This window comes from Streptomyces sp. NPDC017890 (assembly GCF_044328675.1).
Lineage (GTDB): Bacteria > Actinomycetota > Actinomycetes > Streptomycetales > Streptomycetaceae > Streptomyces.
In genome coordinates, this window is record NZ_JBIRHU010000001.1 from 163,397 (window position 1) to 177,688 (window position 14,292).

At 70.1% G+C, this 14,292-nt stretch carries 15 protein-coding genes; 8 read left to right on the top strand and 7 right to left on the bottom strand.

From position 1 onward, the window contains the following. Position 1: 1 nt before the first annotated feature. The 4 genes from ACH4F2_RS00730 to ACH4F2_RS00745 are packed head-to-tail and all read right to left on the bottom strand — an operon-like array spanning position 2 to position 4,556. On the bottom strand, positions 2-967 hold the full coding sequence (locus tag ACH4F2_RS00730) for an SCO2522 family protein (protein ID WP_398130514.1): 966 nt from the start codon (positions 965-967) through the stop codon (positions 2-4). Next, on the bottom strand, positions 964-1,881 hold the full coding sequence (locus tag ACH4F2_RS00735; RefSeq protein ID WP_398130884.1) for an SCO2523 family variant P-loop protein: 918 nt from the start codon (positions 1,879-1,881) through the stop codon (positions 964-966). Before ACH4F2_RS00735 ends, ACH4F2_RS00730 begins: the two co-directional genes overlap by 4 nt. A gap of 2 nt (positions 1,882-1,883) precedes the next feature. Continuing rightward, positions 1,884-3,728 carry an SCO2524 family protein gene (locus ACH4F2_RS00740; protein WP_398130515.1) on the bottom strand — a complete coding sequence of 615 codons (1,845 nt, stop codon included), beginning with the start codon at positions 3,726-3,728 and terminating at the stop codon, positions 1,884-1,886. A 54-nt stretch (positions 3,729-3,782) separates the two neighbouring features. After that, positions 3,783-4,556 carry an SCO2525 family SAM-dependent methyltransferase gene (locus ACH4F2_RS00745; protein ID WP_398130516.1) on the bottom strand — a complete coding sequence of 258 codons (774 nt, stop codon included), beginning with the start codon at positions 4,554-4,556 and terminating at the stop codon, positions 3,783-3,785. Positions 4,557-4,811: 255 nt separating this feature from the next. Here ACH4F2_RS00745 and ACH4F2_RS00750 point away from each other — a divergent pair, with 255 nt between their 5' ends. After that, complete coding sequence (locus tag ACH4F2_RS00750; protein ID WP_398130517.1) at positions 4,812-5,360, top strand: GNAT family N-acetyltransferase; 549 nt, start codon at positions 4,812-4,814, stop codon at positions 5,358-5,360. Positions 5,361-5,369: 9 nt separating this feature from the next. Here the strand turns inward: ACH4F2_RS00750 and ACH4F2_RS00755 are convergent, their stop codons facing one another. Both ACH4F2_RS00755 and leuA read right to left on the bottom strand, forming a co-directional pair. Beyond that, positions 5,370-6,065 (bottom strand): TerB family tellurite resistance protein, encoded by a 696-nt coding sequence (locus ACH4F2_RS00755; RefSeq protein ID WP_398130518.1) that lies wholly within the window; start codon positions 6,063-6,065, stop codon positions 5,370-5,372. Between the two features lie 184 nt (positions 6,066-6,249). Beyond that, a complete protein-coding gene (leuA, locus tag ACH4F2_RS00760; RefSeq protein ID WP_398130519.1) occupies positions 6,250-7,971 on the bottom strand; it encodes a 2-isopropylmalate synthase in 1,722 nt (573 codons plus the stop codon). A gap of 351 nt (positions 7,972-8,322) precedes the next feature. On the opposite strand from leuA, the gene ACH4F2_RS00765 reads away from it, so the two are divergent. The 7 genes from ACH4F2_RS00765 (at position 8,323) to ACH4F2_RS00795 (ending at position 13,590) form a co-directional block, all read left to right on the top strand. Beyond that, positions 8,323-9,393: a M4 family metallopeptidase gene (locus tag ACH4F2_RS00765; RefSeq protein WP_398130520.1), complete on the top strand. Its 1,071-nt coding sequence runs from the start codon at positions 8,323-8,325 to the stop codon at positions 9,391-9,393. A 21-nt stretch (positions 9,394-9,414) separates the two neighbouring features. Next, positions 9,415-9,681 carry a protealysin inhibitor emfourin gene (locus tag ACH4F2_RS00770; RefSeq protein WP_398130521.1) on the top strand — a complete coding sequence of 89 codons (267 nt, stop codon included), beginning with the start codon at positions 9,415-9,417 and terminating at the stop codon, positions 9,679-9,681. A gap of 265 nt (positions 9,682-9,946) precedes the next feature. After that, on the top strand, positions 9,947-11,020 hold the full coding sequence (locus ACH4F2_RS00775) for a PhoH family protein (protein ID WP_398130522.1): 1,074 nt from the start codon (positions 9,947-9,949) through the stop codon (positions 11,018-11,020). 12 nt (positions 11,021-11,032) lie between these two features. Further along, positions 11,033-11,530 carry an rRNA maturation RNase YbeY gene (gene ybeY, locus ACH4F2_RS00780; RefSeq protein ID WP_398130523.1) on the top strand — a complete coding sequence of 166 codons (498 nt, stop codon included), beginning with the start codon at positions 11,033-11,035 and terminating at the stop codon, positions 11,528-11,530. Continuing rightward, positions 11,527-12,831, top strand: a complete 1,305-nt coding sequence (locus ACH4F2_RS00785; protein ID WP_398130524.1) for a hemolysin family protein — start codon at positions 11,527-11,529, stop codon at positions 12,829-12,831. The genes ybeY and ACH4F2_RS00785 overlap by 4 nt, the downstream gene beginning before the upstream one ends. After that, a complete protein-coding gene (locus tag ACH4F2_RS00790) occupies positions 12,828-13,199 on the top strand; it encodes an MmcQ/YjbR family DNA-binding protein (RefSeq protein WP_398130525.1) in 372 nt (123 codons plus the stop codon). The genes ACH4F2_RS00785 and ACH4F2_RS00790 overlap by 4 nt, the downstream gene beginning before the upstream one ends. Positions 13,200-13,236: 37 nt before the next feature. After that, a complete protein-coding gene (locus ACH4F2_RS00795) occupies positions 13,237-13,590 on the top strand; it encodes a cytidine deaminase (protein WP_398130526.1) in 354 nt (117 codons plus the stop codon). Between the two features lie 57 nt (positions 13,591-13,647). Here ACH4F2_RS00795 and ACH4F2_RS00800 read toward each other — a convergent pair whose 3' ends face one another. Then, a complete protein-coding gene (locus ACH4F2_RS00800; RefSeq protein WP_398130527.1) occupies positions 13,648-14,211 on the bottom strand; it encodes a hypothetical protein in 564 nt (187 codons plus the stop codon). Positions 14,212-14,292 lie beyond the last annotated feature (81 nt).

Consider the following 14,292-nt stretch of genomic DNA (forward strand, 5'->3'; position numbering starts at 1 on the left):
GTCAGAGCCCCGAGTAGTACACGTAGGAGATCCGGTCGGCGACCGAGTCGGGGACGGGTGTGCGCTCCCGCCCGGAGCGTTCGGCGACCTGCTCCAGCGCTCCCGGGTCGACCTCGATCTGGTCGAGGATCACCCGGACGGCGTGCTCCACGGGGAGGAACCGGGTGGGCAGGACCGAGCAGGTCCGGTAGGCGGCGAAGGGGTCGGCGCGGTCGTTGAGCCGCAGGAGGGGAGGCAGTTCGTCCCAGTCGTCGGGGAAGGCGGCGGCGGTGTGCTGCTGGGGGACGAGGACGGCTTCGCCCTCGTTGCGCAGCAGTCCGAGGCGGGCGAGCTGCCATACGGCGGCGAGGAAGGGACAGGACCAGGTGCGGTGCCCGTCGGCGTCGTCGCTCCACAGTTCGACGTCGAGGAAGACGGAGTGGCGGCGGGCCGCGGTCTCCTTGGGCGGCTGCCAGGCGACGGCCCGCTTCATCGCCTGCGGGGCGCGGGCTACGGGGCTGCGCTCGCCGTTGGCCAGCCAGCCGGTCTGCGCGGCGGGCGGACGCAGCCCGTAGCTGCCGGGCGGCGGTGACTCGACGATGCGGCCGGCCACCGCCTCGGCGACGGGCACCTTGCCGGCGGTGGCGCAGCCGGACTCGCGGGCCAGGTAGTCGATGGCCAGCCCGGCCCGCTCGGCCTCCGCGAGGATCATGGGGACGACCTCGGCGGGGGTGGAGAAGCGGGTGAAGTAGTCGTCGATCAGGAAGCAGGTGCTGATCCGGGCGCGTCTGCCACCGACCCGGCCGGACGCGGCGACGCGCGCGGCGTCCGCCCAGGGGCGCACTTCGGTGAAGTGCCGGCGCAGGCGTTCCGGACCGGCCTCGAAGTCCTCCATGTAGAGGTGGCCCAGCTCCAGGGAGAGGTGGGCCAGCGGCACCGACTGGGTGCGTGGCTCGGCGGCGGTCTCCCGGAACACCGCGTCCGTCATGGCCGCCCCCAGTGCGAGTCGTCCGTCAGGCGCCGCGCGATCTCTTCCAGCGCCTCCAGGGTCTCCTTGTTGGCGATCTGGGTGGAGAGCACGTCCTCCTCGGTGATGAGCTGCTCGCGCCACTGGAGTATGGGCTCCAGCGGTACGACGCCGAGGACGACGCTGTCGCCGATGCGCTGCTCGGCGGCGAGCCGGCGCAGCGCCTCGTCGCAGGCCTGCATCCAGGCGGCCTGGGCGGGCGAGCCCTGGGCCCACAGCGGTGACTCGGGGTCGGGTACGGCGGCCCGCACGAAGCGGATCGCGGCCCGCAGGCTCTCCTCGTCGTGCCCGCGTTCGACGCCGCCGCCGATGATGCCGTGGTCGGCGTGGACGAGTCCGGAGGCGGCGATGACGTGCTGCCGGGTCCAGCGGTGGAAGACGAGCCAGCGGAAGGGGACGTTGCGCATCCGGGGGTGGGCGGTGGCCGCGAGGACCATGTCGACGGCGTAGCTGCGTCCGGCACTGAGGTCGACCATGGTGACGTCGAACTCGCCGTTGAGCCGCAGCAGCAGGTCGATGCACCGCTGAAGGGCCTCCTCGCCGATGGCGAACTCGCCGCCGCCGGCGTCGCCGGGGAACAGGACGAGGCGGCCGGACTGGTTCGGGCGGGCGCGCAGCAGCGGGTGCTCGGTCTGCCGCCACACGTCGATCCTGACCGGCTCGGCGACCTCACCGTCCAGGTAGGAGTGCAGGCCGCGTTCCTCGGTGCCGCGCATCGCGCCGGGTACGTCGAAGACGGCGGCGGCGGTGGGCGACCCGAAGTCGAAGTCCACGTAGGCCACGTGGTCACCGGTGAGGGCGCGCTGGTACGCCAGGTTGGCACTGGTCACCGAGCGCCCCGTGCCTCCTTTGTCGGAGGCGGCGAAGACGAGCACACTCACACCTCCTGCGCGGCGGCGCCCCTGGCCTGGGCCAGGGTGTCGAGTTCCTGGAGTACGGGCAGGGCCAGGGCGAAGGCGGTGGCGGGCCGGTCGTCGACCAGGCCGCGGGCGTGGTCGAGGCGGCTCTCGATGCTCCGCATGGCCCGGGCTCTGCTCCCGTCGGCGGCGGCGGAGGCCTCCAGTTGCTCCTTGCCGAACAGGTGGGTGGCCTCGCTGAGCAGCTCGCGGGCCAGCTCGGCCAGTTCGGGGCTGCGGATGGGCTGCTGCTCGTACAGGTTGCGGGCGGCGACGAGGCATTCGGTGACGCGCTCGGTGATGCTCCAGGACATCCGCAGCTCGACGTCGTGCGCCTCGGGGTAGACGGCCCGGACGTTGTCCCAGAGGCCGGCGCCCTCCTCGTCGTCGATCCGCCGGTTCCACAGGTGCTCGAAGGACTGCTCGGCGAGGCGCAGCAGCCGGTCCTGGGCGCCGATGTTCCGGGAGAGTTCGGCGAGCTGGATGATCCGCTTGAGGAGCTGGGCCGAGAAGTCGGTCATCCGCCACAGGAGGACCCCACCGGAGCGCTCGGACCCGGCGAGCGGCATGGTGACGCCGGGATTGTGCAGCCGGATGATGGTGTCCTGCCTGGTCATCCGGCTGGTGACCCGGCCGCGGTCGGCGAGGCGCTCCATGATGGCGACGGTGCGGGTGAGGTCGTCGTCGGTCGCCTTCCGGCGGACCAGGTCGTGGACGAGGATGGCCGCGACGGTCAGGGAGAAGTACTCGGACTCCAGTTGCAGGCCGGTGGTCTGCCAGGGCAGGTCCTCCAGGGGCCAGCGCTCGGCGCCGAAGCGGGCGATCGCGGACCAGTACTGCTGGCTGAGTTCCCAGCGCAGGCGCAGTGCCTCGGCGAGTTTCTGCTGGTCGGCGTCGAGCAGGCCGAGGGTGAGGGTGCGGTCGGAGAACAGGTCCTGGATACCGTCGAGGGCGACGACGGTGAAGTACACGTAGGGCAGCCGGTCGGCTATGCCCGCGGGCTGGCCGGGGACCGGGATGCTCAGGTCGGAGATCTCCGGGGCGTCCTGTACGACGCCCCAGGCCCAGCCGCACTCGAAGAGCTGGCTCTCGTCGCGGATGCCCTCGTCGACCTCGATGCCGCGGGTGAGGCTCTCGATGATGGTGGCGCGCAGGGGTCGTAACTTGCGGGAGAACTGCTGGAGGACGGCCCGGTCGGACTGTCTGCCCTGCCCGACGACCTGGATGAGCCGCTTGCCCTGTTCGGACTCGGCGTCGAAGACGTTGACGGTGAAGGAGCGCAGCAGGCTGATCATGGCGGCGGTCAGCCGGGCGTTCGTGGCCTCTCTGAGCTCGGTGATCGCCTTGCGCACCTCGGGGCGGGTCGTGGTGCCCTCGTAGACCTTGAGGAAGCCGAGGGTGGCGAGGCAGAGCGTGACGGACATGGAGTAGGAGTCGACCACGCCCAACTGGCTCTGCTCGTGCGTGATCTCACCGCCGGGCTCGCCGGGCCGGAAGTAGTGCCCGCCGGCGAAGGTGGGGCTGTCGTCCGCCCCGGTGTGGGTGCGCATGAACTGGGTCAGCGCGGTGATCAGGTTGGGCGGGATCTCCAGCCGGCTGCCCACCCGGTCGAGGGCGCGCAGCACGTCACGTTCGGTGGTGTCCGGCTGGTCCAGCCGGAAGGCGGGGACCTCGGTGGCCGGATACAGGAGGCAGAGCAGGCGTTCGGCGTCCGCGACGCTGCTCAGCCCGTCGCTGTCCCCCCACAGGAGTTTCCCGTCGTCGAACGAATGACGTGCCATGGCCTGCCAGATGTCCAGCAGGTGCTGGCGTGGCTTGATCTGCATCCCCGCACCCCTCGTACAGACCTTGTTGCCCTGTGTTCAGCATGGTCCCCGTTCCTACGGGGTGGCAATCTCCGAATTGCGCCGACCCAGGGCGAGAAGCATTCCCTCGTGTCCCGGCCGCACCATGTGGTGCAGATCGTGGATCTCCAGCTCAGCGGTGAACGGTTCCAGGCTCTCCCTGACCCGGTCCTCGTTCACCCGGTAGGCCGGGTAGTCGTGTTCGCCGACACGGTAGCCGACCGACTCCTTCATGAACGCGGCGGCGAACGGCGCGCCCTCGCTGAGCGCGTTCATGAAGCACCGCACGCCCCGGCGGAACTCCTCGGGGCACTCGGACATCGAGTCGGCGACGAAGAACATCGTCCCGATGTCCCAGCGCCGGTGTCCCTCCTCCAGGTCGAACAGGTTGCCGCGCTCCACCCGGACGATCTCGCTGAGCAGGCTCCTCGGTTCGACGGCACGGTAGGCGGGCGATTCGCTCAGCACCTGCCAGAACGCGTCCCACGCGGTGTCGAACCCGCCCGGGGAGACCTGCTTCTCCAGGTATTCGACGTTCGGGTGCGCGTATTCCAGCAGCAGCACCTTCTCGCACCACGGCAGCATGGAGAGCGCGGGGTAGAGATTCGCGCCGGCACCGACGTCCACGCCCCGCACCGATTCCGGAACGCCCTCGGCGAAGCAGCGGCCGAAGTAGTCACGCATCAACCGGACGATCAGCAGATCGACTTCGAGCGGCGTCCGGTAGTTGTTGTCGACGTACACCTCTGGATCGAACTTCGACCAAGGTGCGTCGGCGTTGCGATCCATAGTCACCCTGCCGCGTTCCATTCGATTCCGGACAAACCCCAGTGTCGTGCACGATAAGCCACCAGGACACGTCGAGACAGCCGGGAACACGCCAGTCCTCTTCCGCCGGGCGCACGTCCGGCGCACCGTCGCACACCCGAACTCGCCCTTGCACGAGGGAAGTTGGAAGCTCACTCTAGCCAGAAGGAGCCACCGGCCGCCACACGAAGCGTCATTCCTTCGTGAAGGGATCCGGTGTCGTCGAGTTGACGTCCGCACGTCCTGACTGGGGGTGGCATGACCGCCGAACCGCTGGAACGCTCCTTGGACCGCCACGAGCAGCTCGCCGGGCCGGATCCGTACCCGTACCCGGACACCCTGCCGCTGGTCCTGCGGACGGCCCGGGAATCCGACCTGCCCGAACTGCGGCGGCTCGACGAGGAGGTCTTCCAGGAGGTCGCCTATCCCGGTTTCCTCCTGCGCCAGCTCTTCGACATGTACGAGGAGCACTTCCTGGTCCTCGACGACGGCACGGGCCGGCTGCGCGGCTACGTGCTCGCCGCCACCAGGGCGCTCGGCGGGGACAGCTGGATACTCGGCCTGTGCGTCACCCAGGACCGGCGCCGGCACGGGCTGGGCCGGGAGCTGATGACGGAGGTCCTGTCGCGGCTGCGCCGGGACGGCATAGGGGTGGTCCGCCTCACCGTGGAACCCGCCAACCTCGCCGCCATCCTGCTCTACCGCTCCCTGGGCTTCCGCCCCGAGGAACCCGACGGCGGTCTGCGCCCGGACTACTTCGGCCCGGGCATGCACCGCCAGATCATGCGCCTGGACGTTCCCCGGTAGGCGGGCGGGCTAGGAGGGCGTGCCCGCCGCCTGCAGGAGGCGGGTCACGTCGTCGGAGCAGATGGTGAGGGCCGCGCCGACCGTGGCCAGGGCGTCGCGTTCGGCGGGGGTGTAGGGGCCGTCGGCGAGCGCGATACGGGCGCCCTGGAGCAGGATGGACTCGCGGCCGACGGTTGCGAGGTGCGGGGCGAGCGGGTCCAGGGCCTCGTGCACTTCTATGGCCAGGCCGGGTACGCAGGGCTCCCCGCGGACCCGGCCGGTGTCCGCCTCCAGCGCTTCGACGAGCGCGCTCAGCTGGTCCTCGGTGCAGTCCTCGAAGCCGGCCGCGCGCACCGCGACGGCCGCCGTCCGAAGCGACGTACGGGAGCAGGTGCCGCCCGCGGTGAGGACCGCGAGGGCGACGGTGTGGACGGCGTCGCGGAGCATCGCGGAGAAGCGGGTGGTGGTCGGGTGGTCGAGGACGTCGGTGCCGTAGTGGCGGCGGCAGGCCGCGCACTCGACGGTCGGCGCGGACTCGCCGCGCGGCAGCACGGGCACGCCGAGCAGGGTGAAGCGGCGGCGGCCGGTGAGCCGCTGGTAGTTGCGGTCGCCTCCGCAGCCGGGGCAGAAGAACTCGCCGTCGCCGACGGGCGTCCACGCGGTGCGCGTGCCCAGCATGCGCGGCAGCCGCACAGCTCGGCCGTTCCGTCCCCGTCCAGGCAGCACGTCGCACCTCCGTAACCGCGCGACAGCATCGTCGCGCTGGCGTGATGTTAGCCACACCATCGACGTGGAGTCAGCACCCAGGACGAGACCTTTCCGTGACCTGCACGTGGAGATGGCCGGTATACGACGGGGCCCCGCCCGCCGTTTTCCGGCGAGCGGGGCCTCGAACCGCTAATTCGGCTGGTCAGCGAGTTGCCCGGTTGACGGCGGAGACGACCGCCTTCAGCGAGGCGCGCGTGGTGTTCGCGTCGATTCCGATGCCCCACAGCACCTTGTCGCCGATCGCGCACTCGATGTAGGAGGCGGCCTGCGCGGAGGCGCCCTCGCTCATCGTGTGCTCCTGGTAGTCCAGCAGGCGTACGTCGATGCCGACGCCCTGCAGGGCGTGGAAGAACGCCGAGATCGGGCCGTTGCCGGTGCCGACCAGGGTGGTCTCTCGGCCGTCGACCGTGGCGTCGACGGTGAGGGTGTCGACGCCGTCGCGGTCGGTCGTGGTCTGGCCGTTGGCGACCTGGATGCGGCCCCAGGGGTTGGCCGGGTTGGGCAGGTACTCGTCCCGGAAGACGTCCCAGATGGCCGTCGGCGTGATCTCGCCGCCCTCGGCGTCCGTCTTGGCCTGGATCAGCTTGGAGAACTCGATCTGCATCCGGCGCGGCAGGTCCAGCTTGTGGTCGTTCTTCAGGACGTAGGCGATGCCGCCCTTGCCGGACTGCGAGTTGACGCGGATGACGGCCTCGTAGGAGCGGCCGACGTCCTTGGGGTCGATCGGCAGGTAGGGGACGGCCCACTCGATGTCGTCGACGGTGACGCCCTTGGCCTTCGCGTCGGCCTCCATGGCGTCGAAGCCCTTCTTGATGGCGTCCTGGTGGGAGCCGGAGAAGGACGTGTAGACCAGGTCGCCCACGTACGGGTGGCGCGGGTGGACCTCCATCTGGTTGCAGTACTCCCACGTGCGACGGATCTCGTCGATGCCGGAGAAGTCGATCTGCGGGTCGACGCCCTGGGAGAAGAGGTTCATGCCCAGGGTGACCAGGTCGACGTTGCCGGTGCGCTCGCCCTGCCCGAACAGGCAGCCCTCGACGCGGTCGGCGCCGGCCATCAGCGCCAGCTCGGCCGCCGCCACCGCCGTACCGCGGTCGTTGTGCGGGTGCACGGACAGGCAGACGTACTCGCGGCGGGAGAGGTTGCGGCCCATCCACTCGAAGCGGTCCGCGTGCGTGGACGGCGTCGAACGCTCCACGGTGGCGGGCAGGTTGAGGATGATCTCGCGGCCGGGACCGGGCTGGTAGGTGTCCATCACCGCCTCGCAGACCTCCAGCGCGAAGTCCAGCTCGGTGTCGGTGAAGATCTCCGGCGAGTACTGGTAGCCGAACTCCGTCTCCGGGCCCAGCAGCTTCTCCGCGTACTCCATGACCAGCCGGGTGCCGTCCACGGCGATCTGCTTGATGTCGTCCCTGGAGCCGCGGAAGACGACGCGGCGGAAGACGGGGGCGGTGGCGTTGTACAGGTGGACGGTGGCCCGCCTGGCGCCCTGCAGGGACTCCACCGTGCGCTCGATCAGGTCCTCGCGGGCCTGGGTCAGTACGGAGATCGTCACGTCGTCCGGGATGGCGTCCGGGTCCTCGATGATCGAGCGTACGAAGTCGAAGTCGGTCTGGCCGGAGGCCGGGAAACCGACCTCGATCTCCTTGTAACCCATCTTGACCAGCAGGTCGAACATCGCGCGCTTGCGGGCGGGCGACATGGGGTCGATCAGGGCCTGGTTGCCGTCGCGCAGGTCGGTGGAGAGCCAGCGGGGGGCGGTGGTGACGCGCCGGTCGGGCCAGGTGCGGTCGGCGATGTCGACCTGCTCGTACCCGCGGTACTTGGCGATCGGCATGGAACTGGGCTGCTGGCGGTTGGCCATGATGGCGTGGGCTCCTCGTGATGTCCGCGGTGTGCGGCACGTCCGCGACGTCCGCGTGTTCCGGAAGGACGGCCGACGGCACCACCAAGCTCCGCGGGGAGGGAGTCGGCCTCTACAGGCCCTCGCCGCGGCAGCTAAGGAGAAGCAGCCCGAAACGCATGATGCCCAGCACCCTAGCCGAGTCACGCGGCGCGCGTGGGTCCGTATCAGTATGCGGGATCATGGAGGGAACCGGGACAAAAAGTGCTGTATACCACTCGCCGCCGGTCAGAGGGGTGCGTTGGCTCCGCTTTTCCCCAATCGTGGTTGCGGCTAGTGACAGCACTGTCACGCAGTGCGATGGTTTCGGGTATGACGACAAACGGGGGCTTCGAGCCCGTCTTCTGCACCATCGTGCCGCCCCACGTCCTCGACAAGCTCGCCCAGCACGCTGACCCCGTGCTCGCCGGACCCGCCCGCCGGACCCTCCAGCGCGACGCCTTCGAGCGCACCCACCGCTCGCTGACCACGGTCATCGGCGCCCCCACCGTCGCCCCGCGGGCCGGCGCCGAGCCCGAGAAGCCGCACCGCACGATCTTCGACGCCCGGCACGGCACCGACCTGCCGGGCAAGAAGGTGCGCGGCGAGGGCGACGAGCCCGGCCAGGACGCCACCGTGAACCGCGCCTACGCGGGCCTCGGCGCCACCTTCGAGCACTTCCTCAAGGTGTACGGGCGCAACTCCATCGACGGCGACGGGCTGCCGCTGGACGCGACCGTGCACTTCGACCGCGAGTACAACAACGCCTTCTGGAACGGCGAGCAGATGGTCTTCGGCGACGGGGACGGGGAGATCTTCCTCGACTTCACCATCCCCCTCGACGTGATCGGCCACGAGCTGACCCACGGCGTCACCCAGCACACCGCCAACCTGACCTACTACGGCCAGCCCGGCGCGCTCAACGAGTCGGTGTCGGACGTCTTCGGCGCCCTCATCAAGCAGTACTCGCTCGGCCAGACCGCCGCCGAGGCCGACTGGCTGATCGGCGCCGGACTGCTCGCCCCGCGCGTGACCGGGGTGGCGCTGCGCTCCATGAAGGCGCCGGGCACGGCGTACGACGACGACGTCCTCGGCAAGGACCCGCAGCCCGCGACGATGGACGGCTTCGTGCGCACCGGCCGCGACAACGGCGGCGTCCACATCAACTCCGGCATCCCCAACCACGCCTTCTACCTCGTCGCCACCGAGCTCGGCGGACACGCCTGGGAACGGGCCGGGCAGGTCTGGTACGACGTGCTCACCGGCGGCGAGCTGGCCCAGGACGCGCTGTTCACGGACTTCGCGACGCTGACCGTGCGAGCCGCCCGGGAGCGCTACGGCGACGCCGAGGAACTGGAGGCGGTCACCAAGGCCTGGGAACAGGTCGGGGTGCACACCCTGTAGTTCCGTACTAGACACGGACCCATGCGGATTCAGGTGAGGCGCACAGGAGGCTTCGCGGGCATCGAACGCCACGCGGAGATCGACACCACGGGACGCCCCGACGCGGCCGAGTGGCACGCCCTGGCGGAGCGGGCGGTCGCCGACGGGCGGAGCACACCGCCCGTCGGGGTGCCGGACGGGTTCGGCTACCAGATCACCGTGGACGGGAGGACGGTGTACGCCGCCGACCCGCGGCTGACGGACGAGCAGCGCAGGCTGGTCTCGCGGGTACTGAAGGAGGGGGCGTAACGCTGTCGCCACGCGCGGGCGTTGACATTCCCGTCGGGGTGCGTGCGCCGGTTCGGACTGGCGCACGTCGACTTCGACCCGTGCGCAGGCGCGCCCAGGCGTCGTACCGCTGGTTCCGGGACGTGATCCGCACACGACGGTGAGTGCCGGTCGGATAAAAGGTCTCGGCGCTGTCGGCGGGGAGTCGTACGCTGGAGGGAGCAGACCACACCCGTCACGCGGCGCACGCCGCAGAGGAGGATGTGCAGGCCTCGAGCGCCGGCCCATGACTCAGACACCCTCAGCTCACACCCTCGCGCAGGGACAGGCGAGAGCACAGTTCACCGTCCCCGCCCAGCACCCCATGGTGACCGTGCTGGGATCAGGCGACTCCCTGCTGCGCGTGATCGAGAAGGCCTTCCCGGCGGCCGACATCCACGTCCGGGGAAACGAGATCAGCGCGGTGGGCGACACCCATGACGTCGCCCTCATACAGCGCGTGTTCGACGAGATGATGCTGGTGCTCCGCACGGGGCAGCCGATGACGGAGGACGCAGTGGAACGCTCGATCGCCATGCTCAAGGCGAGCGAGAACGGGGAGAGCGACGGCCGGGAGACCCCGGCCGAGGTGCTCACGCAGAACATCCTGTCCTCTCGCGGCCGCACGATCCGCCCCAAGACGCTGAACCAGAAGCGGTACGTCGACGCGATCGACAAGCACACCATCGTCTTCGGCATCGGCCCCGCGGGCACCGGCAAGACCTACCTGGCGATGGCCAAGGCGGTGCAGGCCCTGCAGTCCAAGCAGGTCAACCGCATCATCCTGACCCGCCCGGCGGTCGAGGCCGGCGAGCGGCTCGGCTTCCTGCCGGGCACGCTCTACGAGAAGATCGACCCGTACCTGCGCCCGCTGTACGACGCGCTGCACGACATGCTCGACCCGGACTCGATCCCGCGGCTGATGGCGGCGGGGACGATCGAGGTGGCGCCGCTGGCTTACATGCGGGGAAGAACTCTTAATGACGCCTTCATCATTCTCGACGAGGCCCAGAACACCAGCCCCGAGCAGATGAAGATGTTCCTGACCCGCCTCGGCTTCGAATCGAAGATCGTGATCACGGGTGACGTGACGCAGGTCGACCTGCCCGGCGGGACGAAGTCCGGTCTGCGGCAGGTGCAGGACATCCTGGAGGGCGTCGAGGACGTCCACTTCTCCCGGCTGTCGTCGCAGGACGTCGTCCGGCACAAGCTGGTGGGCCGTATCGTCGACGCGTACGAGCAGTACGACAGCTTGAACGGCACCGAGAACGGTGGTCACAAGGGCCACGGGAAACACGGTGCCAAGGCCAAGGGGAAGTAGACCAGCACGACCATGTCGATCGACGTCAACAACGAGTCCGGAACCGAGGTCGACGAGCAGGCGATCCTCGACATCGCCCGCTACGCGCTCACGCGGATGCGCATCCACCCGCTCTCCGAGCTCTCGGTGATCGTCGTGGACGCCGACGCCATGGAGCAGCTGCACGTCCAGTGGATGGACCTGCCGGGTCCGACGGATGTCATGTCCTTCCCGATGGACGAGCTGCGTCCGCCGGCGAAGGACGAGGAGGAGCCGCCGCAGGGGCTGCTCGGCGACATCGTGCTCTGCCCGGAGGTCGCCGCCCAGCAGGGCACCGAGGCACCGACGCGGCACTCCATGGACGAGGAGCTCCAGCTCCTCACCGTCCACGGGGTGCTGCACCTGCTCGGCTACGACCACGAGGAGCCGGACGAGAAGGCCGAGATGTTCGGTCTGCAGGCCGCCATCGTGGACGGCTGGCGTGCGGAGAAGGGCCTGACCGGCCCGTCCCCGGCTCCGACCGTCTCATGAGCCTCCCGCTGATCGCCGGCGCGGTCGCCCTGGTGGTGATCGCCTGGCTCGCCGCGTGCGCGGAGGCGGGGCTCGCGAGGGTCTCCAGCTTCCGCGCCGAGGAGGCCGTACGGTCCGGGCGGCGCGGCGGCGAGAAGCTCGCCAAGGTCGCCGCCGACCCGACGCGCTACCTCAACGTGGCGCTGCTGGTCCGCGTCGCCTGCGAGATGGCGGCCGCCGCGCTGGTCACGTACGCCTGTCTGAAGCAGTTCGACGGCACCGGCGAGGCGCTGGTGATCGCCATCGCGGTGATGGTGCTCCTGTCGTACGTGGCCGTCGGGGTCTCCCCGCGCACCATCGGACGCCAGCACCCGCTGAACACCGCGACCGCGGCGGCGTACGTCCTGGTGCCGCTGGCCCGGATCATGGGCCCGATCCCGTCGCTGCTCATCCTCATCGGCAACGCCCTCACCCCCGGCAAGGGCTTCCGCCGCGGCCCCTTCGCCTCCGAGGCGGAGCTGCGGGCGCTGGTCGACTACGCCGAGAAGGAGTCCCTGATCGAGGCGGAGGAGCGCCGCATGGTGCACTCGGTCTTCGAACTGGGCGACACGCTCGTGAGGGAGGTCATGGTCCCGCGGACCGACCTCGTCGTCATCGAGCGCTACAAGACCATCCGGCAGGCGCTCACCCTCGCCCTGCGCTCCGGTTTCTCGCGGATACCGGTCACCGGTGACAGCGAGGACGACATCGTGGGCATCGTGTACCTGAAGGACCTGGTCCGCCGGACGCACATCAGCCGGGAGGCGGAGAGCGATCTCCTCTCCACGGCCATGCGGCCGGCGTTCTTCGTGCCCGACACCAAGAACGCCGGTGACCTGCTGCGCGAGATGCAGAAGGAGCGCAACCACGTCGCCGTCGTCATCGACGAGTACGGCGGCACCGCGGGCATCGTCACCATCGAGGACATCCTGGAGGAGATCGTCGGCGAGATCACCGACGAGTACGACCGGGAGCTCCCGCCCGTCGAGGAGCTGGGCGAGGACCGCTTCCGGGTCACCGCCCGCCTCGACATCGGCGACCTGGGCGATCTGTACGGCCTGGAGGAGTTCGACGACGAGGACGTGGAGACGGTGGGCGGTCTGTTGGCGAAGGCGCTCGGCCGGGTGCCGATCGCCGCTGCCTCGTCGATCGTGGAGCTGCCCGACGGCCGCGAACTGCGGCTGACGGCGGAGGCCGCGGCGGGCCGCCGGAACAAGATCGTGACGGTGCTGGTGGAACCGGTGGGCGCGGTGAAACCGGCCGAGGAGGCTGTGCCGGAATGACCCCCGGGGAGCTGCGCGGCTTCTGTGTGTCCTTCAACGCCGCGGTGGAGGACTTTCCCTTCGGCCCGGAGATCTCGGTCTTCAAGGTGCTGGGGAAGATGTTCGCGCTGTCCTCGCTGGACGGGCACCCGCTCACGGTCAACCTGAAGTGCGACCCGGACGACGCGATCCGGCTCCGGGCCGGCCACCCGGGGCTGATCGTCCCCGGCTGGCACATGAACAAGCGGCACTGGAACACGGTGACCGTGGCCGGCGATCCGGCCGGAGCGCTCCCGGACCGTCTCGTCCGGGAGCTCGTGGAGGACTCGTACGACCTGGTGGTCGCCGGCCTGCCGCGCGCCGAGCGGCTCCGGCTCGACCGTCCCTGAGGGCCGGGCGCGCAGCAGTGCTCCGTATGCTCACCTCATGACCGAGACTCCCGCCCTCGATCCCGAGGACCGCAAGATCGTCACCCTGGCCCGCTCGGCCCGGGCCCGCAACGGCGTCCCCGAGGGCGCCGCCGTACGCGACGAGACCGGCCGCACGTACGTCGCCGGCACCGTCGCCCTGGACTCCCTGCAGCTCAGCGCCCTGCGCACGGCGGTGGCGATGGCGGTCGCGTCCGGCGCGAAGTCGCTGGAGGCGGCGGCGGTGGTGACCGAGTCCGACTCGGCGTCGGAGGAGGACCGGGCGGCGGTGCGGGACCTGGGCGGTCCCGGGACGCCGGTCCTGGTGGCTTCGCCCGACGGGACCGTGCGGGCCACGGTGAGCGCGGGCTGACCAAGGCCGTACGCGTGCTTCTCGGGTCCGACGGACTGACCCGCGCCCAGGAGCGGGTCAGTCCGCGACGTCGGGGTCGTTTCCGGGTTCCGGGGTGACGAACCGCTGGTAGGACAGGGCCCACACATCGGTCTGGCGACGCACTTCCCTCATCGTGGACAGCGAGTCATCGGCCCAGCCTGCGAGCAACGCCTCGGTGGCCGCCTGGCACGACCGTTCAAAGGCCACCGCATCCCGCGCGCTGTCCACTCCAGCCTCCAGGAAGCCGACCGTCTCCAGGGCCAGTGCGGACATCTCGTCCTGGGACACGGTTTCGTGCCGTGCGAAGTGGGCGAGCGCAGCGGCGGCGAGGTCGCGGTAGCCCCTGAGGAACTCCGCGGGGAGGCAGAGCGCCCGAGCCTGCTCGCCGAGCGCGCGGTTCGCGTCCTCGGCCTCCCGCACGACCCTGGGATGGATGTCGGAACCGCGCAGATGGCGCCAGACTGCTCTCAGCCCTGCGTCCACGCGGTAATAGAGGGACTGGAGACGGTCGTCCGGGCAGGCGACGAAGACCGCGCCACCTATCCGCAGGACCACGGAGGCATTGAAGGCCAGGGCAGCGCCGCGGGCCACATCCTGCATGTGTTTGCTCCATCTTGGACGATCACTATGGCTGTGGGGGGAGCGAATGCCTTCGCTCCCCCCACAGCCCTCATCAGTCGC